The sequence below is a fragment of the Cellulomonas sp. T2.31MG-18 genome (assembly GCF_964266755.1).
Lineage (GTDB): Bacteria > Actinomycetota > Actinomycetes > Actinomycetales > Cellulomonadaceae > Cellulomonas.
The window spans coordinates 280017-304398 of record NZ_CAXWGW010000002.1; the positions used below are offsets into that span (position 1 = coordinate 280017).

The window sequence follows — 24382 nt, forward strand, 5'->3', positions numbered from 1 at the left end:
ATGCGCATCGGAGTGGTGATCCTGCCGCAGGAGCGGTGGTCGGTGTCCCGGCAGCACTGGCTCGAGGCGGAGCAGCTGGGGTTCGACCACGCGTGGACCTACGACCACCTGGCGTGGCGGTCGCTGGCCGACCAGCCGTGGTTCGCCACCGTGCCGCTGCTGGCCGCCGCAGGTGCTGTGACCAGCACCATCGGGCTGGGCACGTGGGTCGCGTCGCCGAACTTCCGGCACCCCGTGCCGTTCGCCAAGGACGTGATGGGCCTGGACGACGTCACGGGTGGCCGGCTGCTGCTCGGCCTCGGGGCCGGTGGTGAGGGGTTCGACGCGCGCGTGCTGGGGCCGGCGCCGACCAGGCGTGAGCGGACGTCGCGGTTCGAGGAGTTCGTCGAGCTGCTGGACACGCTGCTCACCCAGCCGGTGACGGACCACACCGGCCGGTGGTACACGGCGGACGACGCCCGGATGGTGCCCGGGACCATCGCCCGGCCTCGGCCACCGTTCGTGGTGGCGGCGAACGGTCCGCGCACCATGGCGCTCGCGGCGAGGTACGGGCAGGGCTGGGCGACGTACGGGCCGGTGGTGCCGGACGGGACGGGCGCGGGTGCCCAGGACCAGTGGTGGGCCGGTCTGGCGGAGCTGGTGGCGGCGTACGACGAGATCGAGGCGGCGGCGGGGCGCCGCGAGCCGGCGCGCCGGTACCTGAGCATCGACGGGGCGCCGGTGTTCTCGCTGGAGTCCGTGGACACCGCCGTCGAGGGCGTGCACCGGGCGGCCGAGCTCGGGTTCACCGACGTGGTGCTGCACCGGCCGCGGGCCGACGGCATCTACGCGGGCTCGCTGGACACGTACCGGGCGTTCGCGGAGCGGCTGCCCGAGCTGCAGCGCGTGGAGACCGCGCCGCGGCGCTGACGCCCGTCGTCTGCTCTCGGTGACGCGACCGGTCCGTCAGCGCGTCACGAGCGCCCGCCACGCCTCGCGCCGCTCGGCCTGCTCCACCGGGTCCGGCACCGGCAGGGAGGCCAGCAGGCGCTGGGTGTAGGGGTCCTGCGGCGCGCCGAGCACCTGAGCCCCGGTGCCCTGCTCCACCAGCTTCCCGTGGTGCAGCACGGCGATCCGGTCGGCCAGCAGGTCCACCACCGCCAGGTCGTGGCTGATGAACAGGCACGCGAAGCCGAGCTCCTCCTGCAGCCGCGCGAACAGGTCCAGCACGCGGGCCTGCACCGACACGTCGAGGGCGGACGTCGGCTCGTCGGCGATCAGCAGCTCGGGGTCGAGCGCGAGGGCGCGTGCCAGGGAGGCGCGCTGACGCTGGCCGCCGGACAGCTCGTGCGGGAACCGGTCGCCGTACGCCTTGGGCAGCTGGACGGCCTCGAGCAGCTCGTCCACCCGCGGACGGGCGGCGTCCAGGTCCTTGGCGACGCCGTGCACCAGCAGCGGCTCGGCCACGCAGGCCGCGATGGTCAGCAGCGGGTTGAAGCTGGTGGCCGGGTCCTGGAACACGAAGCCGATGCGGCGCCGGACTGCCCGGAAGTCGCGCTCGTGGATGCCGCGCACCTGGGTGCCGAGCACCGTCAGCTCCCCGCCGGTGACCGGCGTGAGGCCCGCGATGGCGCGGCCGATCGTCGTCTTGCCGCTGCCGGACTCGCCGACCAGGCCGAGCACCTCGCCGGCGTGGATCGACAGGTCGACACCGTCCACCGCGGTGAACCCCGGACGGCGGAACCGGCCCGGGTAGGTGATGGTGAGCGACCTCGCCTCGACCACCGGCGCCGCGGTCGACGGCGCCGCCGTCAGCGCGGTGTCGCCGACCGGGGCCGTCCGCGCCGGGCGCAGCCGCGGCCCACCCACCCGCGGGACCGCGTCGAGCAGCGCCCGCGTGTACGGGTGCTGCGGCGCCGAGAACAGCGTGCGGACGTCCGCCTGCTCGACGATCCGGCCGTGGTACATCACCGCCACCTGGTCGGCAAGGTCCGCCACCACGCCCATGTTGTGGGTGATCAGGACGATCGCGGTGCCGAACTCCTCGGGCAGCCGCCGCAGCAGGTCGAGGATCTCGGCCTGCACCGTGACGTCCAGGGCGGTGGTCGGCTCGTCGGCGATCACCAGGCCCGGGTTGAGCACCAGAGCCTGCGCGATGACGATGCGCTGCTTCTGCCCGCCGGAGAACTGGTGCGGGTAGTGCTTGGTGCGCTCCTCCGGGTCCGGGATGCCGACCCGGCGCAGCACGTCGACCGCCTCGCGGTGGGCCTCGGCTCGGGTCAGCCGGCGGTGGGCACGCAGTCCCTCGGCGATCTGCCAGCCCACCGGGAACACCGGGTTCAGGGCCGTGGACGGCTCCTGGAACACCATGGCCGCGTCGCGGCCGCGGACCTCGCGCAGCCGGGAGGGGCTGAGGGAGAGCACGTCGGAGGACGCCGCGTCGTCGTTGCGGCGCAGCACCACGGCACCGGACGCCAGCGCCGTCTCGGGCAGCAGGCCCAGGATGGAGCGGGCGGTGACGGTCTTCCCGGAGCCCGACTCGCCGACGATGGCGAGCACCTGACCGGGGTCGACGTGCAGGCTGACGCCGCGCACGGCGGCGACGTCACCCGCGTCGGTGGCGAACGTGACCTTCAGGTCCCGGACGTCGATGACGGGCTCCTGCGCGCTCATCGGGCACCTCCCGTCGTCTCGTCGTGCGAACCGGTCTCGTCGTGCGAGGCCGCCTCGTCGGCCACCGGCGGCCCGTCCAGCGGATCGACCTCGACGACGTCCGCCTCGGACTGCACCGCCGCCCGCGCCCCGCGCCGACCGGCCGCCCGCCGGGTGCGCAGCCGCGGGTCGGCCAGGTCGTTGAGCGACTCGCCCACCAGCGTCACGCCGAGCACCGTCAGCACGATGGCGACACCGGGGAAGACTGACGTCCACCAGATGCCGCTCGTCACGTCCGAGAGGGCTTTGTTCAGGTCGTAGCCCCACTCGGCCGCCGCGGACGGCTCGATGCCGAACCCGAGGAAGCCCAGGCCGGCCAGCGTGAGGATCGCCTCGGAGCAGTTGAGCGTGACGATCAGCGGCAGCGTCCGCACCGAGTTGCGCAGCACGTGGCGCACCATGATCCGGGCCGGCGGCGTGCCGATCACCTTGGCGGCCTCGACGAACGCCTCCGCCTTGACGCGCACCACCTCGGACCGCACCACGCGGAAGTACTGCGGCACGAAGACGACGGTGATGGAGATGGCGGCGGCGAGGATGCCGCCCCACATCGAGGACTGCCCCTTGCTGATCACGATGGCCGCGACGATCGCCAGCAGCAGCGACGGGAAGGCGTAGATGGCGTCCGCGACCACCACGAGCACGCGGTCGATCCAGCCGCCGAAGTACCCCGACACCAGGCCGAGGAAGATGCCGAGGAAGATCGACAGCACCACGGCGGCGATCATCACCAGCAGCGCGGTGCGGGTGCCCCACACCACCCGGGAGAGCACGTCGTAGCCCCCGACGGTGGTGCCGAGCAGGTGCGCGGCGGACGGCGCCTTCTGGGCGCCGAACGCGACCGAGCCGCTGCGCAGCTGGGAACCGCCGTAGGGCGCGATCAGCGGCGCGAAGACCGCGGTGACCAGGAAGATCGCGGTGATCACCACGCCGGTGACCAGCATGCCGCGCTGCAGCCCGACGCTGGTGCGCAGCTGGCGCACCACGGGCAGCCGCTTCCAGAGCGGTCCACGGCTCGGCAGCGCGTCGACGGGGATGTCCGCGGGGTCGGCCGGGGTGTCGTTGGGGACGGAGACGTCGGCGGTCATCAGTAACGGATCCTCGGGTCGACCAGGGCGGCGATGACGTCGACCACGAAGTTGGTCACCGCCACGATGACGGCGAGCAGGGCCACCATGCCCTGCACCGCCACGAAGTCCCGGGCCAGCAGGTACTGCACCAGCTGGAAGCCCAGGCCCTTCCACTCGAACGTGGTCTCGGTCAGCACCGCGCCGCCCAGCAGCATGGCCACCTGCAGACCGATCACCGTGATGATCGGCACCAGCGCGGGCCGCCAGGAGTGCGTGCGCAGCAGCCGCCGCTCCGAGACGCCGCGGGAGCGCGCCGCCTCGACGTACCCGGTCTGAAGCGTGCCGATCACGTTGGTGCGGACCAGCCGCAGGAACACGCCGGCGGTCAGCAGGCCGAGGGCCACCGCGGGCAGCACCGCGTGCTGCAGCACGTCGCCGACCACCGCCGGGTCGCCGGTGGAGATCGCGTCGATCAGGTAGACGCCGGTGCCGGCGCCCTGCGTCTTCATGGTGAGGATCGAGCGCGTCGTCGCGCGACCCGCCACCGGCAGCACGTTGAGCCACACGGCGAACACGAGCTTGAGCACCATGCCGGCGAAGAACACCGGGGTGGCGTAGGCGAGGATCGCCGAGACGCGCAGCACGGCGTCGGGGCCCTTGTCCCGCCGTGCCGCGGCGATGCGGCCCAGCGGGATGCCGATGAGGAACGCCACCACCAGGGCGTACACGGCGAGCTCCAGCGTCGCCGACCCGAACGTGGTGAGCACCTGCGTCACCGGACGGTGGTCGGTGATCGTGGTGCCGAAGTCGCCGTGGGCGATGCCGGACACGTAGTGCCAGTACTGCACCAGGATCGGCTTGTCGTACCCGGCGGCGTGGATGCGTTCCTTCAGCTGCTCCGGCCCGAGCCGGCCGCCCAGCGCCGCGGTGATCGGGTCACCCGTCGAGCGCATCAGCACGAAGACGACGGTGACCAGGATCAGCACCGTGGGGAAGATCAGCAGGAACCGCACCAGCAGGTAGCGGCCCAGCCCGCCGCCGCGGTGGCGGGACGCCCCGGCGGCCGGGGCAGGGTCGGCGGCGGGCTCAGCCGTCGCCACGTCGGTTGTGGACACGAGGACCTCGAGGAAGCAGGCGGCGCGATGCCGCGCGGACGTGCTGGAGGACGGGCAGGGGGGCGGCCCCCTCGACGTGCGAGGAGACCGCCCCCGTCAGCCGGGAGTCGTCCGTCAGCTCTTGGACAGGGCGCCGTAGCGGAACTTGAAGGACGCGTCGAGCGTGTCCTTCGCACCCTGCACGTTCTTGCCGACCACCGCGACCTGGGCACCCTGCAGCAGCGGCACGGTGGACAGGTCCTGGGCCACCGTGTCCTGGATCTTCTGGATCAGGGCGGTGCGGGCCGACGCGTCCGTCGTGGTGGCCTGCTGCTGGATCAGCTGGTCCACCGTCGGGTTGTCGTAGTGGTTCTTCAGGAAGCCGCCCTGCAGGAAGAACGGCGTCAGGTAGTTGTCGGCGTCCGAGTAGTCCGGGAACCAGCCGAGCTGGTACTCGGGGTAGACGTCCGAGGTGCGGTCCTTGGAGTACTGCTGCCACTCGGTGCTCTGCAGGTTCACCTTGAACAGGCCCGAGCTTTCCAGCTGGTCCTTGACCAGGGCGTACTCGTCGGCGGACGACGGGCCGTAGTGGGCCGGCGTGTACTGCAGGTTCAGCGTGACCGGGGTGGTGACGCCGGCGTCGGACAGCGCCTTGGTCGCCTTGTCCTTGTCCGGACCGCCCTTGCCGTCCCCGTACAGACCCTTGAGCGACTCGGTGGCACCGGTCAGACCCTGGGCGACGTAGGAGTACAGCGGCGTGTAGGTGCCCTTGTAGACCTGGTCGGCGATCGCCTTGCGGTCGACGACGTCGGCGACGGCCTGACGGACCGCGAGAGCCTTGGCCGGGTCGGCCTGGGGGGTCTTCGCGCCGTACGGCTGGGTGTCGAAGTTGAAGACGATGTAGCGGATCTCGCCGCCGGGACCGTCGACCACCTGCACCTTGCTGTCCGAGCGCAGCGAGTCGACGTCGGTCGCCGACAGGCTGCGGAACGCGACGTCGATGTTGCCCTGCTGGACGTCCAGCTTCAGGTTCGACGAGTCCGCGTAGTACTGGACGTTGACGTTGGCCGTCTTCGGGGCGCCGTAGATGCCCTGGTAGTCCGGGTTGGCCTTGTACGAGATCAGCTCGTTGAGCGTGTAGCTGGTGATCACGTACGGGCCGGCGAAGGCGTTCGCCTTGACGATGTCCGCGTCCGGGGTCAGCGCCGTCGGCGAGAACACCTTCTCGTCGACGATCGGGCCGGCGGGGCTGGACAGGACCTGCGGGAACGTCTGGTCGTTGGGCGACTTCAGGTGGAAGACGACCGTGGTCGGGTCCTTCACCTCGGTGCTGTCCAGGTTGAACAGCAGCGAGGACGGGCCGTTCTGGTCGTTGATCTTCAGCACGCGGTCGAACGAGAACTTCACCGACGTGGCGGTGAGCGGGTCGCCGTTGGCGAACTTCAGGTTCGGCTTCAGCTTGACCGTGTACTCGGTGGGGCTGGTGAACGAGGCGGACTGCGCGATGTCGGGCTTGACGTCCGGGCTGCCGTACGGGGTGTTCATGAGGAACGGGAACACCTGGTTGATGACGGCGAAGGAGCCGTTGTCGTACTCGCCCGCCGGGTCGATCGTGGTGATCTTGTCCGTCGTCCCGATGGTCAGCGCGGTGCTGGAGCCACCGGTGGAACCGGTGGTCGCGTTCGCGCCGCTCTTGCCGTTGCTGCACGCAGCGAGCAGGAGCGTGGTCGCCGCAAGCCCAGCCGTGATCGCCCACACACGGCGACGTGTCGTCGCGGATGCCATCCGCCACCTCTTTCGTCGTTGCTCGATCGCCTCGCGTCCCGCGCGACGGCGTCCCGACGCGCCCCGAGCGGGCGCGCACCGCCTCAGGAGAGCACGGGAGGTTTACCGACCGGTAACCCGATGATCACGAACAGGTCTCGGTCCGCGATCCGAGGCCGGAAATCTCAACATCCGGACGCGGCGCGACCGGCCGGGGCGTTCTCCAGCTCCAGCAGCCGCTGCTTGCGGACCAGCCCGCCGGCGTACCCGGTGAGCGCCCCACCGGTGCCGACCACCCGGTGGCACGGCACCACGACGCACAGCGGGTTGCGGCCGATGGCGGCGCCCACGGCTCGGACCGCCGTCGGTCGGCCCAGCTCCCGCGCCACGTCGGCGTAGGTGCGCGTCTCGCCGTACGGGATGCGTGCGAGCGCGTCCCACACCTCGCGCTGGAACGGGGTCCCGAGCGGTGCACGCGGCACGTCCAGGGAGCGGCGGGTGCCGCCGAAGTACTGCTCGAGCTGGTCGGCCGCCTCGCTGAGGACCGCCTCGGCGGGATCGGCGTCCGGGCCGGCGGGGACGGTGACGGCCGGGCCGAACCGCTCGTCGGCGGGGCGGTAGCGCTGGTCCTGCATGTACAGGCCGGCCAGGCGTCCCTCGTCGTCCGCCACCAGGGTGAGCGGGCCGAGCGGGGAGTCGACGACGGTGTGGATCATCACAGGACCTCCGATGCGTGGAGCGGGTTCCGGGGCCGGTCGGGCAGATCGGTGTCCGGGAGCTGGTTGACGGCGTGGGTGCCGGTCGCCCACAGGTGCTGCACGGCATAGGCGCGCCACGGTGACCAGGCGCGGGAGTCCTGCTCGAGGGCGGCCGGGGACGTCGGCAGCCCGAGGCGCCGGGCGGCCTGCCGCACCCCGAGGTCGCCCGGCAGGAAGGCGTCGGGGTCGCCGAGCGCCCGCATGGCGACGGTCTCGACGGTCCACGGCCCGATGCCCGGCAGCGCCGCCAGCGCCGCGCGAGCGGCCGCGCGGCCGGCGCCCGCGTCGAGCACCACGTCGCCGTCGGCCAGCGCGCGGGCCAGGCCGAGCAGCGTGTCGCGCCGGGACGCCGGCATGGCGAGCAGCCCGGCGGTGACCGCCTCGTCGGCGAGGAGCTGGGCCGGCCGCGGGAACAGGTGGGTCAGGCCGCCGTCGGGGTCCGTGACCGGGGTCCCGAGCGCGGTGACGAGCCGGCCGGCGTGCGTGCGGGCCGCCGACGTGGACACCTGCTGACCCATCACCGCGCGCAGCGCCATCGCTTCGGGGTCCAGGGTGCGGGGTACCCGTCGTCCCCGGGACGAGCGGATGAGCGGCCGCAGCCGGCGGTCCGCGGACAGCGCCCCGTCGACCGCCACGGGGTCGGCGTCCAGGTCCAGCAGCCGGCGCGTGCGGGCGACCGCCGCCGGCAGGTCGCGCAGGTCGGTCAGGCGCACGGTGACCGGGAAGGCGCCCTCCCGCGGCGGGTGCACGGCGACCACCCCGGGGCCGTGCGGCAGCGGCACGGTGGAGCGGTAGGCGCCGCCGCGGTACTCCTCGACGCCCGGGACCGCGGTCGCCACCAGGTGACCCAGCAGGTTCGACGGGTCGAGGGGCGACCGGTACGGGAGCCGCAACGACAGCGCCCCCGGACGGCTCGGTGCACGGCGGGAGGCCGCGGCGCGCAGCTCGGTGGGCGTCAGCGCGTAGGTCGCCCGGACGGCGTCGTTGAACGCCCGTACGGAGGCGTAGCCGGCGGCGAAGGCGACCTCCGTCATGGGCAGCTGCGTCGACTCGACCAGGGTGCGGGCGGTCTGCGCGCGGCGGGCCGCCGCGAGGGCCAGCGGGCCGGCGCCCAGCTCACCCTGCAGCAGCCGCTCGAGCTGGCGGGTGCTGTAGCCGAGCGCGGCAGCCAGTGCGGGCACGCCGCCGCGGTCCACCAGCCCGTCCTCGATCAGCCGCATCGCTCGGGCCACCACGTCCGAGCGCACGTCCCACGCAGGTGAGCCGGGGCTGGCGTCGGGGCGGCACCGCTTGCAGGCGCGGAAGCCGGCCTGCTGGGCGGCCGCTGACGAGGGGTAGAAGCGCATGCGGTCGTCCCGCGGGGTGCGGGCCGGGCAGCTGGGACGGCAGTAGATGCCGGTGGACAGCACCGCCGTGTAGAACCAGCCGTCGAAGCGGGGGTCGCGGCTGCGGACGGCCGCCAGGCAGGCGTCGGCGTCCGGGATGCCGGGGCGGGGTGCGGCGGTGGTGGCCGGTCGCACCGCGGGCGGCGCGGCGGCCGCGGGAGGGATCGGGGCGGGCACCCGTCGATGGTGCGCCCTGGGCGGCGGCTGAGGCTAGCGAGAATCCGACATCGCGGTGCTGCTTGTGGTGCTCGCGCCCGCGGTCAGGACCTCCGGTGCGACCGACGGAACTCCAGTGCGGTCTGCTGCGCCTGCGTGTGGACGATGCGGCGGAACGAGTCGTGCAGCAGCTGCTCGCGTGGTGAGCCTGCGCACTCCTCGACGGCGGCCAGCCACGCACGCCGCGCCGCGTGCACGTCGTCGTCGCTCACCGTCACCCACGGCTCGTCCGCGGTCTCGTCGCTGGTCACCGGCATATAGTGCCCGGAAGGTGCCGGGCGTTTGGCCGAGTTGTGGACATCTCACCCGCGAACCACTCGAACGTGGGCGTGTCAAGGAGCGGACAGAACCGTTCCGCGTCCGGCCGGGTGGGCGTCGGCGAGCTCCGGAGCATCGGGCATGCTGGGTCCGTGCTCGACGACTTCGACGGGGTGCTGAGCCGCGCCCGCAGCGGAGCGGGCGAGGCGTTCACCCTCCTGTACGGCGATCTGTCGAAGCCCGTCGCCGCCTACGTCCGCGCGCAGGGCGTGCGCGAGGTGGAGGACGTGACGAGCGAGGTGTTCCTCGCCGTCTTCACCGGGCTGAGCGGCTTCACCGGGGACCAGGCGCACTTCCGTTCGTGGGTGTTCACCATCGCGCACCGTCGGGTGATGGACCACTGGCGCCGCAGCGCCCGCACCGTGCCGCAGGTGCCCTACGAGCCGGCGGACGACGACCGGGCCGTCGGCAGCGCCGAGGCCGATGCGATGGACGTGCTGGGGCACCAGCGGGTGCTCGCGCTGCTGGGCCGGCTGACGGGGGAGCAGCAGGAGGTGCTGGTGCTGCGGGTGGTGGCCGACCTCACCGTCGAGCAGGTCGCGGAGGTGGTCGGACGGTCCGAGGGGGCGGTCAAGGCGCTGCAGCGGCGGGGCTGGCGACGCTGCGCAAGATGATCGAGACGGAGACCGTGCCCCTATGACCGGTTTCGACGATTACGAGGGCATGAGGTCTCAGGACGACGAGCGGCTGCTGACCGGGCACCCTGTGCCCGGCGACGGCGCCCTCGTCGACCTGTTCGACTCGCTGCGCGCCATGGCCCAGGAGCCGGCGCCGGCTCCGACGGCCGAGCTGGCCGCGCTGCTCGAGGCCGGGCTGCCGCCGCGCGTCGCGCCGGTGCCGTTCCCGGTGCTGGTGGGACGGGCCGTCCGGCGGCGCGCCAGCACCGCCAGCCGGTGGGTCGGTGGCCTCGGGCTGACCGGCAAGGTGGTGCTCGGCGCCGGGATCGCGATGGCCGGCGTCACCGGTGCCGCCACCATCCCGGCGGTGCCGGACGTGGTGCAGCAGCCGGCCCACACCGTGCTGGTCGACGTCGGCCGCGTCTTCGGCGGCGCCGTCGAACCCGCGCCGGCCCCCAGCAGCTCCACCACCGCCCCGCACCGCGACGACACGCGCCGGACGGGGCTGCCGGACGACGTCGCCGGGAAGACCGCCGGTGCGGTCGGCGACCCGGGCGCCGAGACCGCGACGTCGGCGGGAAGTGCCGACATGAAGGACGGCCGGGACGGTGCACGTCCGGAGCAGGGGCGCTCGCCGGCCGTCGCCGGGACCGGGTCGCCCGCCGTGGCCGGGCAGGGGACGTCCACCGACCGCACCTCGTCCGGCGACCGCACGTCGTCCGACCAGGGGTCGTCCGGCGACCGCTCGTCGAGCGACCAGGCACCCGCGACCAGCTCGAACGAGTGGATGACGCGCAAGCAGGACGCCGCTCCCGCGCCGTCGCCCGAGCCGTCGTCGACCCCGTCGCCGCGGCCCAGCGGCAGCCCGTCGCCGTCCGAGCACTGAGCCGACCCGGGCGCGTCGCGCGGATCCCGACGGAGAAATCTCGACGGAGCCCGTAACCCTCCGCGGAGCAGCCGCGATTGCGGGGGTGAGGGCGGCACGAGTCGCCGGACAGACGACGCGGTCGAGCCGACCGCGTCCCTGCGAACCGGAGGAAGTACGTGAGCACTTCGACAGCTGCGGCCGTTCTGGCCAAGATCGCCGGGCTCAGCGCCGCGGGCAAGGCCACCGTCGGCGTCGTCATCGCCGCGGGCGTGGTCGGTGTCGCTGCCAGCGCGCCTGCCATCGCCGACCAGTTCACCGGCTCGGCCACCGCGCCGGTGCCCGGCGTGACCAGCTCCGCCGACGCGAGCGAGTCCGCCGAGGCCGTGGAGACCGAGAAGCCCGAGGCCACCGAGACCCCCGAGGCGAGCGAGACCCCGGAGGCGAGCGAGACCGCTCGTCCGCTGCCGACGGACCTGCCGTCCGCCGCGGCGTTCGGCCAGAGCGTCGCCGCGGATGCGCGCGACGGCGGTGTCGACGGCCCGCAGATCGCGCTCCGCGCGCACGAGCGCAACGACCTGCGCAAGGACGCGGCCTCGCCGGAGCCGACCGAGACGGCCGACGCCACCGAGTCGGCGGACGTGCACGCGCCTCGCGTGCTGCCGACCGCGGTCCCGACCGCGGCCGTCGACTCGCACCACTGAGCCGAGCGGCCCTCGAGGCCGCTCACACACGTCGCCCGGCGGACCCCCTGCTGCCGGGCGACAGCACGGGACGGCCCTCGTAGGTCGCCCATCACGGACGCCGCCCGGTGGACCCCCTGCCACCGGGCGGCGTTCGTGCGCTCAGGCTGTGCCTGGTGAGGACCGGTCAGCGGGAGCGGTTCGTCACAGCCCGCGGCCGGACGGCGAGACGAGGATCTTCACGGCCGTCTCGTTGTGGTGGATCAGGGTGTCGAAACCCTGGTCGATCAGGTGGTCCAAGCCGATTCGACCGGTGATGAACGGGGCGAGGTCGATCTCGCCCTGCTCCACCAGCGGGATCACCTTCTGGTGCGAGTTGACGTAGGCGATGGTGCCCCGCACGTCGAGCTCCTTGAGCACGATCTTGGTCAGGTCGAACGTGCCCGGGTGCGCCCAGATGGCGATCACGACGAGCACGCCCTGAGGTGCGAGCGCGTCGACCAGCGTGTCGAGCGCCGGCTGCACCGAGGTGCACTCGAAGCCCACGGCGGCCCCGGCCCCGCCGGTCAGCTCACGCACCCGTGCGACGACGTCCTCCGACCGCGGGTCGAGCACGTGCTGGGCGACCCCTGAGTCCACGGCCTTCTGCCGGCGCAGCGGGCTCGGCTCGCTGATGATCACGGTCACGCCGATCGCCTTGAGCACGGCGGACGTCAGCAGCCCGATCGGGCCGGCGCCGACCACCAGGGCGGTGTCCCCGGCCTTGGCCCCGCTGCGCTCCACCGCGTGGTACCCGACCGAGAGGGGCTCGATCAGCGCCGCCTGGTCGAGCGGGACGCTGTCGGCGATCTTGTGCACCCAGCGGCGCTTCACGGCGATCTTCTCGCCGAGGCCGCCGCCCCGGCCGCCGAGGCCGATGAAGTTCATGTCCTTCGACAGGTGGTAGCTGCGGCTGTCCGGGCCGGTGTCGACGTCGTCCGCGACGATGTACGGCTCGACCACCACGTGGTCGCCCACGGCCAGGTCCGTCACACCCTCGCCGAGGGCGCTGACGACGCCCGACATCTCGTGGCCCAGCGTGATCGGCGCCGACTCGCCGCTGAGCGGCTGGGGGTGCCCCGCGGGCGGGACGAAGATCGGTCCCTCCGCGTACTCGTGCAGGTCGGATCCGCAGATCCCGCACCACGCCACGTCGATGCCGACCTCGCCCGGTGCGACCGGGGGCTCCGGGATCTCGTCGATGCGGATGTCACCGCGGTCGTAGTAGCGCGCTGCCTTCATGGCTCATCTCCTTTGATGAGGCCGGGCCTGGGAAGACCCGGCCGTACGTCCATCCTGCGCCCGGCCGTGGGGTGCTCCAGACCGTGAAGGGCGCCGACGGGCCACCTCGACCGATTCGTTCTCCGAGGTGGAGGCCGCGCCGGGGACGTTGGTCCTAGGAGTGGCGGTGCGACACCGGGAGTGGGCTCAGGCGTGCTCGGTGACGAGCCGGACGGCGAACCCGATCAGGGCGACCCCGGTGACCCGGTCGAGCGCGCGGCGCACCGCGGGCCGCCCGACGACGTGCCGAGCACGGGTCAGCAGGTGGGCGTAGCCGACCTGCCAGGCGAAGGTCAGGGCGACGTGGATGACCACCAGCACCGCCAGGCCGCGGGCGCCCGGCAGGGACGGGGGAGCGAGCGTCGGCAGCATCGCCGTGTAGAACACCGCGATCTTCGGGTTGAGCAGGTCGGTGGTGAGGCCGGTGAGGAACGGCGCTCGCGCGGTCGTGCTGGGAGGCGGCGTCAGCTCGACGTCGGTGCCCGCGACGGGCGCGTGCTGCGTCCGGAAGGCCTGGACACCGAGGTAGAGCAGGTACAGCACCGCGAGCACCTTGACGACGAGGTAAGCCCGGGGTGACGCGGTCAGCAGCGCCGTCAGCCCGAGGACGGCCAGCGAGCCCCAGACCAGAAGACCGGTGACGATGCCGGCCGCGGCACGGGTGGCGGCCTGCCGTCCACCGGCCAGCGCGGCCCGGGTGATCACCGCCATGTCCGGTCCGGGCAGCACCGTCAGCAGCGCCAGCACGCCGGTGGCGACCAGCAGGTGGCTCAGCATGGGCACAGTGTGCGAGCCGGCGGGCGCGGTTCCCAGGGGGTGTTCGGCAGTCGGTCAGTGGTCGGGCGGGACGTCGCCGCAGCCGGCCGGCTCAGCCGGCTGCCGGGGCCGGCAGGGTGGACCCCGGCGGCAGCGGCTGGTCCGGGCAACCGGCGAGCACGCCGGCCATCGCCCTGCGCTCGGCGGTCGTGACGGTCAGCCCGTACGTGTACTTCACGCCGACCTGCCGGGCCACGTACGTGCAGCGGTACGCGACGTTCGGCGGCAACCACTGCGCGGCGTCGCCGTCGGACTTCTGCGTGTTCAGCGGGCCGGAGACGGCCAGCAGGTTCAGCGGGTCGTTGCCGAGGCGGAACCGGTTGGCGGGGTCCCAGGCGGCCGCGCCGCTGGACCAGGCGTCCGCGAGGGCGACGACGTGGTCGATCTGCACGTCGTCGGAGGTGCGGGTGCCGCGCGTGAAGGCGATCGTCGTCCCGGAGTAGGGGTCGGCGAGCATGCCGGACAGCACCACGCAGTCGTGGGTGCCGGGCTTGATCACCGCGTCGTGCAGGTCGCGCCGCAAGATGTCGTTGCGGGTGTCGCAGCCGTTGCGGTCCAGGTCGACGGCCCGGTAGCCGAACAGGTCGCGCTGGTAGCCGGCCCTGGTCGGGGAGTCGTTCACGCGCAGCGCCGCGAGGGCGACGAGCGCACCCCGACCCTGTCCCGCGGGGAGCGCCGTCGAGCTGTCGGCGCCCGGTGCGGTGGACGGGCGATCCGTCGCCGTCGGACTCGGCATGCCCGTGCGCGTCGTCGTCGTCGCCGTCGGCTCGGTGTGCGGTGCCGCCGTCGCGGCGGCGACGCCGATGCCGACCAGGAACAGCGCCACCACCAGGGCCCCGGCACGTCCCCTCCGAGCCGCGCGACGACCGGCTGCCGCAGCGGGCGGGGCGGAGGCGCGGACGGTCACGGCGCCGACTCAACCGCGCCGTCGGCCCGCACCGGCTGCGCGACTCGCCGGGCCGTGATGTCGATCCGGGCCTGTCCCGTTCGACCACCAGATGAGAGGGTCGACGACCGACCCCGAACCGAGAGGTGACCACCATGGCGAAGTACATGCTGATCATGCGTCCGTCGGACGAGACGTTCGCCGCGATGATGTCCCGGCCGTTCGAGGAGATGCTCGAGACCGTCGGGCGGTTCAACGACGAGCTGATCAGGGCGGGCGTGCTGCTGGCGGCGGAGGGGCTGGACCCGGAGGTCAGCGTCGTCGTCGACTACTCCAGCGAGCCGCCGCTGGTGACCGACGGGCCGTACGGCGAGACCAAGGAGCTGTTCGGCGGGTACTACGTGCTCGACGTGGCGAGCCTCGAAGAGGCGGTCGAGTGGGCCAAGCGCATGCCGCCGTTCCCGGGCGCGAAGACCGAGATCCGCCGCGTCACCCAGATCGACGAGTTCCCGCAGGACAACGAGTGGGTGGCCAAGGAGCGGGCGTGGCGCGAGCAGACGGGTCAGCTCTGACGCCCGACGCCGCTGACGACGCGGCCGCAGCCGCGGCCCGACCGGCCGTCGCCGGGACGCCTCGTGACCCTCACGAGGCGTCCCGGGCGGCGGTGGAGGCGGTCTGGCGGATCGAGTCCGCACGGATCGTCGGAGCGTTGGCGCGGTGGACCGGCGACTTCCCGCTGGCCGAGGACCTCGCGCAGCAGGCGCTGGCCGAGGCGCTGGAGAGCTGGCCGGGGGACGGTGTCCCGGCGAACCCGGGCGGGTGGCTGCTGACCGTCGGGCGGCGGCGGGGGATCGACGGCTTCCGGCGTCGGGCGGCCCTCGACGAGCGCTACGCGGCGCTGGCGCACGGGCTGCGCGAGGGGGAGCTGGTGTCGTCGTCGGGCGGCCCGGAGACGCAGGACGGGCTGGACGCGCTGCTGCCGGACTCGGACGAGATCGACGACGACGTGCTCGCCCTGGTGTTCATCGCGTGCCACCCGGTGCTCTCCGCCGAGGCGCGCGTCGCGTTGACCCTGCGCGTGGTGGCGGGCCTGACCACGGACGAGATCGCCCGCGCCTTCCTGGTGCCGAGCGCGACGGTCCAGGCGCGGATCACCCGTGCGAAGAAGACGCTGGCCGCCGCGAAGGTGCCGTTCGAGCTGCCCGCGCCCGACGAGCGGCCGCAGCGGCTCGGCGGCGTGCTGAGCGTGCTGTACGTCGTCTTCACCGAGGGCTCCACGGCCACCGCGGGCGACGACCTGCTGCGGGTCGACCTGGCCCGCGAGGCGCTCCGGCTGGCCCGGGTGCTGTCGCGGCTGCTGCCGGCGGAGCCGGAGGTGCACGGTCTGCTGGCGCTGATGGAGCTGACGGCCGCCCGGTTCCCGGCCCGCACCGGACCGGACGGCGCGGCGGTCGGCCTGCAGGACCAGGACCGGCGGCTGTGGGACCGCGCCGCCGTCGCACGCGGGCAGGCCGCCCTGGCGCGAGCGGTGCAGGTGGGCCGGGGTCTCGGGCCGTACGGCCTGCAGGCCGCGATCGCCTCGTGCCACGCGGCCGCGCCGTCGGTCGAGGCGACCGACTGGGAGCGGATCGTGCTGCTCTACGAGGCGCTCGGGCGGGTGGCGCCGTCACCGGTGGTGGAGCTGAACCGGGCCGTCGCCGTCGCGATGCTGCACGGCCCGCTGACCGCGCTCGCGATCGTGGACGAGCTGGCGGCGGGTGGGCGTCTCGCCGCCTCGCACCTGCTGCCCAGCGTCCGGGGCGAGCTGCTGGCCCGGCTCGGCCGTCCGACGGAGGCACGTGCGGAGCTGCTGCGCGCCGCCGAGCTGACCACCAACCGGCGCGAGCGGGAGCTGCTGGAGCGCAAGGCCGCCGACCTGGCCTGATCGCTCAGCGGTCCGCGGCCGTGCAGATGCAGGACCGGTTGCCGTCGGCGTCCTCGACCACCCAGTAGCGCGACGCCGCATGGTCGCTGACCAGGCGGCCGCCGGCGTCGAGCACCGCCGCGAGCCGCCGCTCGCCCTCGTCGATGCCCACCCACACGTCGAGGTGCCAGCGCTGCTCGAACGGCTGCGCCGGCAGCGCCAGGGGGTCGTCCGCGTCTCCGGGCTCCTGCCACCACAGCGTCGGGACCTGTCCGGACGGGTCCACCGCCTCGCCGTCCGCGACCGTGCCGCCCAGCAGCGCGGCGTAGAACGGCGCGAGCCGGGACCCCGCGGCCGTGTCGAGCCCCAGCTCGAGCTGTGTGAGCCCGACGACGTCCGAGGCGATGCCCTGCGCTGCCGCGACCTCGCTGATGCGGCGCGCCAGGTCGACGTCCCGGTCGGTGATCCCGCCGGCGTCGTGGCTGGTCAGCGTGACGATCACGTCCGGGTAGGTGAGCTGGACGTCGGGGTGGTGGTTCGCCGCCTCGGCCAGCTCGCCGATCCGGTTCACGAGCGCCAGCCCGGTGGCGAAGTCGCCGGTGCGGAACCGGGCCTTGAGCTGTCCCAGCAGCTGCCGCCAGTCGGCCAGACCGGCGTCACGCACCTGGGTGGTGGTCAGCAGGGCATCAGCCATCGTGCGCTCCCTCGGTGGTGCTTCGGGGCAGGACGACCTCACGGTAAGCCGGGGGTGCTCCCGGCTGCCCGGCGTGCCGGTCAGAACGCCCCGAAACGCAGCCCCCACACGATGACCAGGTTCACGACGCCGATGGCGATGCCGATCCACGCGAGCACGCGGCCGCGGGGGCCGTACCCGGCGGCGTCCAGGGAGCTCGCCTTGCGCAGGCCGGCGACACCGAGCCAGACGACGACGAACGACCCGATGTAGAACCCCGTGAAGAGGCCGGCACCCAGCATCACGAGAGAGACGACGAAGGACGCCACCGCCATGCCGTTCTTCGGTGCCACCACCGGGGCCGGGGCGTACATCGGGGCGCCGATCGGCGGTGCGGGGTAGACGGGTCCTGCGGGGTAGCCGGCGGCACCGTACGACGGGGTGCCGTACGAGGGGCTGCCGTACGACGGGCCACCGGTCGGCGAGCCGTAGGCAGGTGCACCGGTGGGCGCTCCGTAGCCCGGGGTACCGGCGGGGGCACCGAACGTCGGGCTGCCGTAGGGGGCGGTGCCGTAGGTCGGCGCTCCGTAGGTCGGTGCACCGTACGGGTTCGGCACCTGGTGGTCCGGGGTGGGCGGCGCGGGGGCCGTGGCCGGTGCCGTGGCCGACCACGGCTGCGCCGGTGCGGCCCACTGGGGTGCGGGAGCCGGGGAGGCGTACGGGTCGGGCTGTGCCGGCTGCCACGACGTCAGGCCCACGGCCTCACCGTCCGGTGCGGCCTGACCGGCCGGCGGGTAGGAGTCGTTGGTCGACACGGAGCCCCCTTCGCGATGATGCGGTCGGGGACTGTCATCGGCGCGCACGTGGGTGCACTTGAGCGGAAATGTCCGGTGGAGCGAGCCGGCGGCGCTGGGTCTACACCGGCAGCTGCACGCCGGCGAGCTGCTGGAGCTGGTCCCAGACGCGGAGCGCCGTCGCGGCATCCGGTGCGGCGGTGCGGGCCAGCGGCTCGACCCGGACCGGCAGACCGCGCAGAGCACCGCTGGGTGCGTAGTACTGCCCGCCGGTGGCGTCGGGGTCGGTCAGCGCGCGCACCGCCGACCAGGCGGCCGAGTCCTTCCCCTGCGCCCAGGGCGTGTAGGGGTTGCGCCGGTAGGGCGTCGTCGCGTCCCGGACGCCGGCCCGTTCGGGGGTCTTGGCGTCGACGCCCACTCCGGGGCGGCTGACGATCGAGGCGACGGGGACCTCGGCGGCGCGCAGTCGGCGGTCGAGCTCGAAGGCGAAGATCTCGGTGAACGTCTTGGCCTTGACGTAGGCCGCGATCAGCACGTGAGGCGTAGCCAGGGCGTCGTCCGGGGCGAGGGCGAACCTGCGGACGAACCCGGTGGACGCGTGCACGATCCGGCCGACGGTCCCGTGCTCGGCACCGGTGGAGGCGAGCCGGTCCAGGACGCCGGCGACCAGGGCGACGTTGGCCACCACGTGCGTGCCGACCGCCACCGGCAGGCCGTCGGCGGTCAGCTCGCCCCGCCGGGGGCTCATGGCGCCTCCGTTGAGGAAGATGCCGTCGAGGCCAGGCAGCCGGGACAGCTCGTCGGCCGCTTCGCGCACCGATGCGAGCGAGGCGAGGTCGAGCACCCTGGTGCTCACCGCGGCGCCGGGCACCTGCCGAAGCAGCGTGGTCCGCGCTCGGTCCAGCTTGGTAGCCGACCGTGACACGAGCACCACCTGGGCTCCCGCGGCGGCGAGCTGCTCGGCGGCGAAGTAGCCGATCCCGGCGGTGGCGCCGGTGACCGCGAGGGTGCGTCCCGTCTGGTCGGGCAGGTGGGCGGGGTCCCCAGGCATGGGCGTTCCTCCGGGTGGTCCGTAGGCGGATGGACTATCCGAATCACGGTAGCACCATAAGTGGATGAGCGATCCGCTTTGGCCTAGGCTGGTGCCGTGGCCGGCCGGAGATCTGATGCGGAGCGCAACCGGGAGAAGATCCTCGGCGCCGCCCGCGCGCTGGACGGGTCAGCCCTGCGGCTCAACGAGGTCGCCCACGAGGCGGGGGTCGGGGTCGGCACCGTCTACCGGCACTTCCCCACCGTGCACGCGCTGCAGGAGGCGTTGTCGGAGCAGACGTTGCTGCGCCTGCGTGACCTCGCCCGCCAGGCGGCCGGCATCCCGGACGCCGGGGAGGCGCTCGCGGCGTTCCTCGGGTGGGCGCTGGCCCTGCAGCTGGAGGACGGCGGCCTCAAGACGGTGCTGGTCTCACCGGCGGACGAGGACCCCGAGGTCACGGCGGTGAAGCGGGAGATCCTCGACAGCTTCGGCACCGTGTTCGACCGCGCGCGCGCCACCGGGGCGGTCAGACCCGAGCTGACCGTCGGGCACCTGCAGAACCTGGTGTGCGGCATCGAGGCGGCCGTCCGGCTCGGTTCGCCCGCCGACCGCGAGCTGCTGCTGGACGTCCTCGTCTCCGGCGTCCGGCCTGCCTAGCCCGACCCACCTGCGGCGTCTCCTGCACGACGAAGGACCTGACATGACCACCACCGAAGGCACCGGACCGCAGCTGATCGCCTATGCCGACCGGCTCGGCGGTGGCCTTCGCGGACTCCACGAGCTGCTGACCGGCCCGCTGGCCGGCGCGTTCGGCGGCGTGCACGTCCTGCCCTTCTTCACGCCGTACGACGGCGCCGACGCTGGCTTCGACCCGCGCGACCACACCGCCGTCGACCCGCGCCTGGGCGGGTGGGACGACGTGCGGGCGATCAGCTCCACGCACACGGTGATGGCCGACGTGATCGTCAACCACATGTCCGCGCAGTCGGCGCAGTTCCTGGACGTGGTGGCTCAGGGCGACCGGTCGCCGTGGGCCGGCATGTTCCTCACCCTGTCGTCCGTGTACCCCGACGGGGTCACCGAGGCGGAGCTCGCCGCCATCTACCGGCCCCGTCCCGGGCTGCCGCTCACGCCGATGGTGCTCGGCGGCCGCCGGCGCCTGGTGTGGACCACGTTCACCGCCGAGCAGGTGGACCTCGACGTGCGGAACCCGCTCGCCTGGGAGTACCTCACCTCGGTGATCGACGCCCTGACCGGCGCCGGCGTGCGGATGCTGCGGCTCGACGCCGTCGGGTACACCGGCAAGGAAGCCGGCACGGACTGCTTCATGACCCCGTCCGCGCACGCGCTGACCGACCGCATTACCGCCTACGCGCACGAGCGGGGCGCTCAGGTGCTGGTGGAGGTCCACGGCCACTACCGCCAGCAGCTGCAGATCGCCCAGCAGGTGGACCTGGTCTACGACTTCGCGCTGCCGCCGCTGGTGCTGCACGCCCTGACGGCAGCCGACCTGGCACCGCTGGACCGGTGGCTGGCGGTGCGGCCCGCCAACTGCATCACCGTGCTGGACACGCACGACGGCATCGGCGTGGTGGACGTCGGCGCGAGCGATCTGGTGCCGGGCGTTCCCGGCCTGATGGAGCCCGAGCAGATCAGCACCCTGGTCGACGCCATCCACGCCAACAGCCGAGGAGGCAGCCTCCAGGCGACCGGCGCTGCGGCGTCCAACCTCGACCTCTACCAGGTCAACTGCACGTTCTACGACGCGCTGGGCGGCGACGACCGCCGGTACCTGCTGGCGCGGCTGATCCAGGTGCTGCTGCCCGGCATCCCGCAGGTGTACTACGTCGGGCTGCTGGCCGGCTCCAACGACCTGGACCTGCTGCGGCGCACGGGCGTGGGACGCGACGTCAACCGGCACCACTACTCGGCCGACGAGGTGGAGCGGGAGCTCGCCAGGCCGGTGGTGCAGGCGCAGCTGGCCGCGCTACGGCTGCGGAACAGCCACCCGGCGTTCGCCGGGGAGTTCGCGTGGACGCTCGACGGGACGGCTGCCGAGATGTCGTGGCAGCAGGGGGTCGACCGGGTGGCGCTGTCGTTCGACGTGCAGGACGCGTCGTTCACCCTGACCGCGTCCGACGAGGCCGGCACGCGGGTGGTGCTGACCGAGCGGTCCGTGTAGCGGACGCGCCCGGCCGGAACTCGCTGCTACTTGGGCTGAGAGGAGCTGGGCGCTGGTTCGTCGAAGACCCAGACGTAGTAGCTCACTCCGTCCGGGCGTGTGATCGTCAGACGCACGCTCAGCCGATCCAACTTCAGGACGATGGCGGCTGTCCGACCGTCTTTCGCCTTCGCACGGGAGACGACCTGCGTTGACGTTGGTATCACCGTCACGTCCACGCCGTGGGTGCAGCCCGCCGAGACGCCCAGCAGCACGATGCCTGACGTGTGGATGCTGGTGGGTCCGGAGCTGACGTCGAACTGCGCGGGCGTGTCCGGGGCGGTGAACAACGTCTGACCGCACACCGTGAAGCTCCCCGCACCGTTGACCTGGCTGCAGCCGCCGACCGCGATCATGGCGGCGATCGTGAGGAGCGCAACCCTGACCGCCATCGGGCCGGTGCGGCTACGTCGAGCCACACCGAAGGCGCGCCACGTGTCCGCGAACCGGGTGCTGCCGGGTCGGCGGCCTCTAGATTCCAGTCGTGCGAGCGCGCGTGGACGTGCAGCTGCCCACCTACCGCAAGGTGCTCTTCGCAGCGTGGCTCCTCGTGTTCGGCGGCGCGATGACCGTGGTCATCGCTTCTCTCGGATGGTCCGGCGTCGGCGTGCTGCTCGCTTCGTTGACCGTCACAGCTTTGTGGCTCGGGGCGTTCATCAGCGTATTGATCGGGCGAAACAAGCGCAGGAACGCGCAGGTGGCGGCCACGCATCCGGGGTGGGCGGTCACGAGTGCCGTGACGACACCGGCGCAGGCTGAGCTGCTCCGGGCGGCCCGCGGGCGTGCTCGTCGCGAAGCCGCCGTGACCCTGGCGTACGGGCCGGGTGGCATCGAGCTCTGGGCCCGGCACCGGAACGGCAGCCTGGTACCGGTCCTGCAGATGCCCTGGGCGGACGTCGCCGACGTCCGTGCTCTCCCGGGCATGCCATTCGGCCGGGACGCGCGCACCACCGGGCTGCGCATCACCCTGGCCGATGGGAGCCATCAGGACATGCGGGCGATCGCCACGAGCGGACTTCGGAAGGTCGCTGACCGAGCAGGTACGTCCGCAGTCGCAGTGCTCGCCGCCGACATCGAGGCTCACCGCCCTCCCGCCCGCACCCGGCACTGACTCGCTCCGCGCAAGAGCCGCTCGTCGTCTGGTGCGGTGAGACGACCACCAGCCCGCCGGTCGCCACGGCGCCGCCGATCAGGCCGGTCAGCCGACGGGTGACGGCCCGAAGGTCCGCATGCCGTTCCGCTCCGGCAGCATCCCGGGCTGGCTACCGTCGTTGGGTGCCCTCCGCGAAGGTTCCCGTCGAGCTCGACGACCAGACGCGGCCGGTTCCCGGCGGGGGCCAGGAACGCCCCGCACGCCGGAACTGGAGATGGTGGGTGGCCGGCGCGGTCGCGGTCGTCCTGGCACTCGTCGCCGGCCAGCGGGTGGCGGATGCCCAGGCGCAGGCGAGCTGGGACCGGCTGTCCGACCGCACGTCTGTCGTGGAGCCGGTTGCCCGGTCGGTGAGCGTGCGTTGGTCTCTCGACCCGTCCACGCTCATGGCGGTGAACCAGGGCGCGACCTGGCGGGGGACGGTCGTGGGGCCGCTCCTGGCGTCGGACGGCTCGATCGGGATCGCAAGCCTCGATGACCGTGACGGTCACCGGCGCTGGACCATCCCGGTGCTGGGACCCGACGCGAGCCGGGCCGGGGCACAGGGTCAGGTCATGGCGCGGGCGTCGTGCCACCGGGTGCCTGAGGACGCCTCACAGGTCGTGTGCCTGGTCACGGACTCGGTCGTGAGGATCACCGATCAGCAGGCGAACACGACGAACGCGTCACAGGTGCACCTGGTCGTGGTGGACCCGAAGGACGGGCGGGTGCTGGCGGAGCACCAGCTCGGCGCCGAGCTGTCCAGCCTCGAGGCCGTGCTTCGCGGAGGGCTGACCGTCATCGCCACGTCGCGGGCCGGGCGGCCGGAGGTCGTCGCGGTGGACGCCGCCTCCGGTGCCGAGCGCTGGCGGGCCGCGGTGCCCGCGGCGGGGGGCCTCGGTGGCTTCGGTGCGGTCGGGTTCGGCGACCTGGTGGCCGTGGTCGGTGTCACCGGGCTCGACGTGCTCGGCCTTGACGGGGCGATCCACCGCTCCGTCTCCCTCACCAGCTACGCCGGTGCGATGCCGCGCAGCGACGGACGGCTCGTCCTACCGCAGGAGGCGGCCACCCTGGTTGTCGGCCCGGACCGCGACGTCCGGCTGGACGGCACCGAGGTCGGTATCGCGTCCGACGACGGCAGCCTCCCCGGCCTCACCTTGGTGAGTGCCGGCACCATGCGGGCCTACGACGCCGACGGACACCAGCGCTGGGAGCTGGCGGGTGCCTCGCCGGCCGGCGTCGTGGTGCTGGGTGGGGTCGTTTACGTCACCCGTGACGGTGGGGTGACAGCGGTCGACGGCTCGACCGGAACGGTCCGCTGGCGAACGGACCTTCGGGGCCCGCTGCTGACGCCCCTCACCGACGGGCGCGTGCTGCTCGTCGCGACCGGCGCGGACCTGGCGGCGCTGGACCTGCGCACGGGCGCCGTGCTGTGGCGTGCGGCGCTGCCGTCCGGCCACACCGATGTCATGGCGTTCGGCGGCCTCCTCGTCGCGCGCACCCCGGACGGATCGAGCACGGACGTCATGGGCTGAACAGCCCTTCTCGTTGTTCGGCGCAGGCCGACGCGGCTACCGTCGTCGTCAGTTGGCCAACTGACCTTGGGGGCGGTCGTGGACGGTCGCCGCGCGGTTGCCGCGGCAGTCAGTGCCTGCTTTGCGCTCGCCCTGGCCGGCTGTGCCTCCAACCCACAGCTCGCGCAGGTTGGGACGCCGATGCCGGACCCGCTCACAGCCACCGCCCTCCCCGCGGAACCAGACGGCATCCAGCCGACGCCGGCCCCTCTCCCGGTACTCACCAAGCTGCCATCGCGAGGCGCCACGAGCTTGCCGTGGAGCTTGCACGGCATCAGCGCCGACGGACGCACGCTGACCGTGGTCTTCCCCGCCTCGTGCGTGTCGGTGAAGGGTGTGCAGCGCGAGGAGTCGGCCAACACCGTGGTGCTGACGGTTTGGGCGGTCACGGGCACTGGTGCTTGTGCCGCCAGCCTGTCGTTCACGTTCGCCACGGTCGGGCTCGCCGCGCCACTCGGTGACCGGCTGCTCCTTCACGCGCCGGTGAGCAAGGCCTGGTCGACCGGGCACTACTTCAACTAGCCCAATCGGCTCAGCTTGCAACAGCGTGCTCGGTGCTCGGTGCTCGGTGCTCG

25 protein-coding genes are annotated in these 24382 nt (G+C 73.2%); 11 read left to right on the forward strand and 14 right to left on the reverse strand.

Features of this window, described 5'->3' with window-relative positions; all coding sequences use genetic code 11:
* Window positions 1-909, forward strand: coding sequence for an LLM class flavin-dependent oxidoreductase (locus ACFQTY_RS09170; RefSeq protein WP_378099617.1), 909 nt, complete (start codon window positions 1-3; stop codon window positions 907-909).
* Window positions 910-945: 36 nt separating this feature from the next.
* Here ACFQTY_RS09170 and ACFQTY_RS09175 read toward each other — a convergent pair whose 3' ends face one another.
* The 7 genes from ACFQTY_RS09175 to ACFQTY_RS09205 form a co-directional block, all read right to left on the reverse strand.
* On the reverse strand, window positions 946-2652 hold the full coding sequence (locus ACFQTY_RS09175; RefSeq protein ID WP_378099619.1) for an ABC transporter ATP-binding protein: 1707 nt from the start codon (window positions 2650-2652) through the stop codon (window positions 946-948).
* Window positions 2649-3779 carry an ABC transporter permease gene (locus ACFQTY_RS09180; RefSeq protein ID WP_378099621.1) on the reverse strand — a complete coding sequence of 377 codons (1131 nt, stop codon included), beginning with the start codon at window positions 3777-3779 and terminating at the stop codon, window positions 2649-2651. The genes ACFQTY_RS09175 and ACFQTY_RS09180 overlap by 4 nt, the downstream gene beginning before the upstream one ends.
* Window positions 3779-4861 (reverse strand): ABC transporter permease, encoded by a 1083-nt coding sequence (locus ACFQTY_RS09185; protein ID WP_378100712.1) that lies wholly within the window; start codon window positions 4859-4861, stop codon window positions 3779-3781. The genes ACFQTY_RS09180 and ACFQTY_RS09185 overlap by 1 nt, the downstream gene beginning before the upstream one ends.
* Window positions 4862-4990: 129 nt before the next feature.
* The gene (locus ACFQTY_RS09190) at window positions 4991-6640 is read right to left on the reverse strand and encodes an ABC transporter substrate-binding protein (RefSeq protein WP_378099623.1); all 1650 of its coding nucleotides are present in this window, start codon (window positions 6638-6640) and stop codon (window positions 4991-4993) included.
* A 164-nt stretch (window positions 6641-6804) separates the two neighbouring features.
* Window positions 6805-7335 carry a methylated-DNA--[protein]-cysteine S-methyltransferase gene (locus ACFQTY_RS09195; RefSeq protein ID WP_378099625.1) on the reverse strand — a complete coding sequence of 177 codons (531 nt, stop codon included), beginning with the start codon at window positions 7333-7335 and terminating at the stop codon, window positions 6805-6807.
* Window positions 7335-8939: an AlkA N-terminal domain-containing protein gene (locus tag ACFQTY_RS09200; RefSeq protein ID WP_378099627.1), complete on the reverse strand. Its 1605-nt coding sequence runs from the start codon at window positions 8937-8939 to the stop codon at window positions 7335-7337. The genes ACFQTY_RS09195 and ACFQTY_RS09200 overlap by 1 nt, the downstream gene beginning before the upstream one ends.
* An 83-nt stretch (window positions 8940-9022) precedes the next feature.
* Window positions 9023-9229 (reverse strand): hypothetical protein, encoded by a 207-nt coding sequence (locus ACFQTY_RS09205; RefSeq protein ID WP_378099629.1) that lies wholly within the window; start codon window positions 9227-9229, stop codon window positions 9023-9025.
* A gap of 159 nt (window positions 9230-9388) precedes the next feature.
* On the opposite strand from ACFQTY_RS09205, the gene ACFQTY_RS09210 reads away from it, so the two are divergent.
* The 3 genes from ACFQTY_RS09210 to ACFQTY_RS09220 all read left to right on the forward strand — a co-directional run bounded on the left by ACFQTY_RS09210 (window position 9389) and on the right by ACFQTY_RS09220 (window position 11482).
* Entirely contained in the window at window positions 9389-9910 is a 522-nt protein-coding gene (locus ACFQTY_RS09210) for an RNA polymerase sigma factor (protein WP_378099630.1), read from the forward strand.
* Window positions 9911-9959: 49 nt separating this feature from the next.
* The gene (locus tag ACFQTY_RS09215; RefSeq protein ID WP_378099632.1) at window positions 9960-10799 is read left to right on the forward strand and encodes a hypothetical protein; all 840 of its coding nucleotides are present in this window, start codon (window positions 9960-9962) and stop codon (window positions 10797-10799) included.
* 158 nt (window positions 10800-10957) lie between these two features.
* Complete coding sequence (locus tag ACFQTY_RS09220; protein WP_378099634.1) at window positions 10958-11482, forward strand: hypothetical protein; 525 nt, start codon at window positions 10958-10960, stop codon at window positions 11480-11482.
* A gap of 183 nt (window positions 11483-11665) precedes the next feature.
* Here ACFQTY_RS09220 and ACFQTY_RS09225 read toward each other — a convergent pair whose 3' ends face one another.
* The 3 genes from ACFQTY_RS09225 to ACFQTY_RS09235 form a co-directional block, all read right to left on the reverse strand.
* Entirely contained in the window at window positions 11666-12742 is a 1077-nt protein-coding gene (locus ACFQTY_RS09225; RefSeq protein ID WP_378099636.1) for a 2,3-butanediol dehydrogenase, read from the reverse strand.
* A 186-nt stretch (window positions 12743-12928) separates the two neighbouring features.
* Window positions 12929-13558: a LysE family translocator gene (locus tag ACFQTY_RS09230; RefSeq protein ID WP_378099637.1), complete on the reverse strand. Its 630-nt coding sequence runs from the start codon at window positions 13556-13558 to the stop codon at window positions 12929-12931.
* A gap of 91 nt (window positions 13559-13649) precedes the next feature.
* Window positions 13650-14504 (reverse strand): HNH endonuclease family protein, encoded by an 855-nt coding sequence (locus ACFQTY_RS09235; RefSeq protein WP_378099639.1) that lies wholly within the window; start codon window positions 14502-14504, stop codon window positions 13650-13652.
* A 134-nt stretch (window positions 14505-14638) separates the two neighbouring features.
* Between ACFQTY_RS09235 and ACFQTY_RS09240 the strand changes: the two genes are divergently transcribed.
* The gene (locus ACFQTY_RS09240; protein WP_378099642.1) at window positions 14639-15055 is read left to right on the forward strand and encodes a YciI family protein; all 417 of its coding nucleotides are present in this window, start codon (window positions 14639-14641) and stop codon (window positions 15053-15055) included.
* Window positions 15056-15147: 92 nt separating this feature from the next.
* Window positions 15148-16407 carry an RNA polymerase sigma factor gene (locus ACFQTY_RS09245; protein WP_378100714.1) on the forward strand — a complete coding sequence of 420 codons (1260 nt, stop codon included), beginning with the start codon at window positions 15148-15150 and terminating at the stop codon, window positions 16405-16407.
* 4 nt (window positions 16408-16411) lie between these two features.
* On the opposite strand, the gene ACFQTY_RS09250 is transcribed toward ACFQTY_RS09245, so the two are convergent.
* From ACFQTY_RS09250 to ACFQTY_RS09260, 3 genes are all read right to left on the reverse strand, one after another.
* Window positions 16412-17080 (reverse strand): 4a-hydroxytetrahydrobiopterin dehydratase, encoded by a 669-nt coding sequence (locus ACFQTY_RS09250; RefSeq protein ID WP_378099644.1) that lies wholly within the window; start codon window positions 17078-17080, stop codon window positions 16412-16414.
* 80 nt (window positions 17081-17160) lie between these two features.
* The gene (locus tag ACFQTY_RS09255; protein ID WP_378099646.1) at window positions 17161-17874 is read right to left on the reverse strand and encodes a hypothetical protein; all 714 of its coding nucleotides are present in this window, start codon (window positions 17872-17874) and stop codon (window positions 17161-17163) included.
* A gap of 100 nt (window positions 17875-17974) precedes the next feature.
* The gene (locus ACFQTY_RS09260) at window positions 17975-18904 is read right to left on the reverse strand and encodes an SDR family NAD(P)-dependent oxidoreductase (RefSeq protein WP_378099648.1); all 930 of its coding nucleotides are present in this window, start codon (window positions 18902-18904) and stop codon (window positions 17975-17977) included.
* 96 nt (window positions 18905-19000) lie between these two features.
* Between ACFQTY_RS09260 and ACFQTY_RS09265 the strand changes: the two genes are divergently transcribed.
* Window positions 19001-19540, forward strand: coding sequence for a TetR/AcrR family transcriptional regulator (locus ACFQTY_RS09265; protein ID WP_378099650.1), 540 nt, complete (start codon window positions 19001-19003; stop codon window positions 19538-19540).
* Window positions 19541-19583: 43 nt separating this feature from the next.
* Entirely contained in the window at window positions 19584-21065 is a 1482-nt protein-coding gene (gtfA, locus tag ACFQTY_RS09270) for a sucrose phosphorylase (RefSeq protein WP_378099652.1), read from the forward strand.
* A gap of 26 nt (window positions 21066-21091) precedes the next feature.
* Here the strand turns inward: gtfA and ACFQTY_RS09275 are convergent, their stop codons facing one another.
* Window positions 21092-21460: a hypothetical protein gene (locus tag ACFQTY_RS09275; RefSeq protein WP_378099655.1), complete on the reverse strand. Its 369-nt coding sequence runs from the start codon at window positions 21458-21460 to the stop codon at window positions 21092-21094.
* Between the two features lie 140 nt (window positions 21461-21600).
* Here ACFQTY_RS09275 and ACFQTY_RS09280 point away from each other — a divergent pair, with 140 nt between their 5' ends.
* The 3 genes from ACFQTY_RS09280 to ACFQTY_RS09290 all read left to right on the forward strand — a co-directional run bounded on the left by ACFQTY_RS09280 (window position 21601) and on the right by ACFQTY_RS09290 (window position 24329).
* The gene (locus ACFQTY_RS09280; protein ID WP_378099657.1) at window positions 21601-22215 is read left to right on the forward strand and encodes a hypothetical protein; all 615 of its coding nucleotides are present in this window, start codon (window positions 21601-21603) and stop codon (window positions 22213-22215) included.
* Between the two features lie 665 nt (window positions 22216-22880).
* On the forward strand, window positions 22881-23768 hold the full coding sequence (locus tag ACFQTY_RS09285; protein WP_378099659.1) for a PQQ-binding-like beta-propeller repeat protein: 888 nt from the start codon (window positions 22881-22883) through the stop codon (window positions 23766-23768).
* 291 nt (window positions 23769-24059) lie between these two features.
* The gene (locus tag ACFQTY_RS09290; RefSeq protein ID WP_378099661.1) at window positions 24060-24329 is read left to right on the forward strand and encodes a hypothetical protein; all 270 of its coding nucleotides are present in this window, start codon (window positions 24060-24062) and stop codon (window positions 24327-24329) included.
* Window positions 24330-24382: the final 53 nt, after the last annotated feature.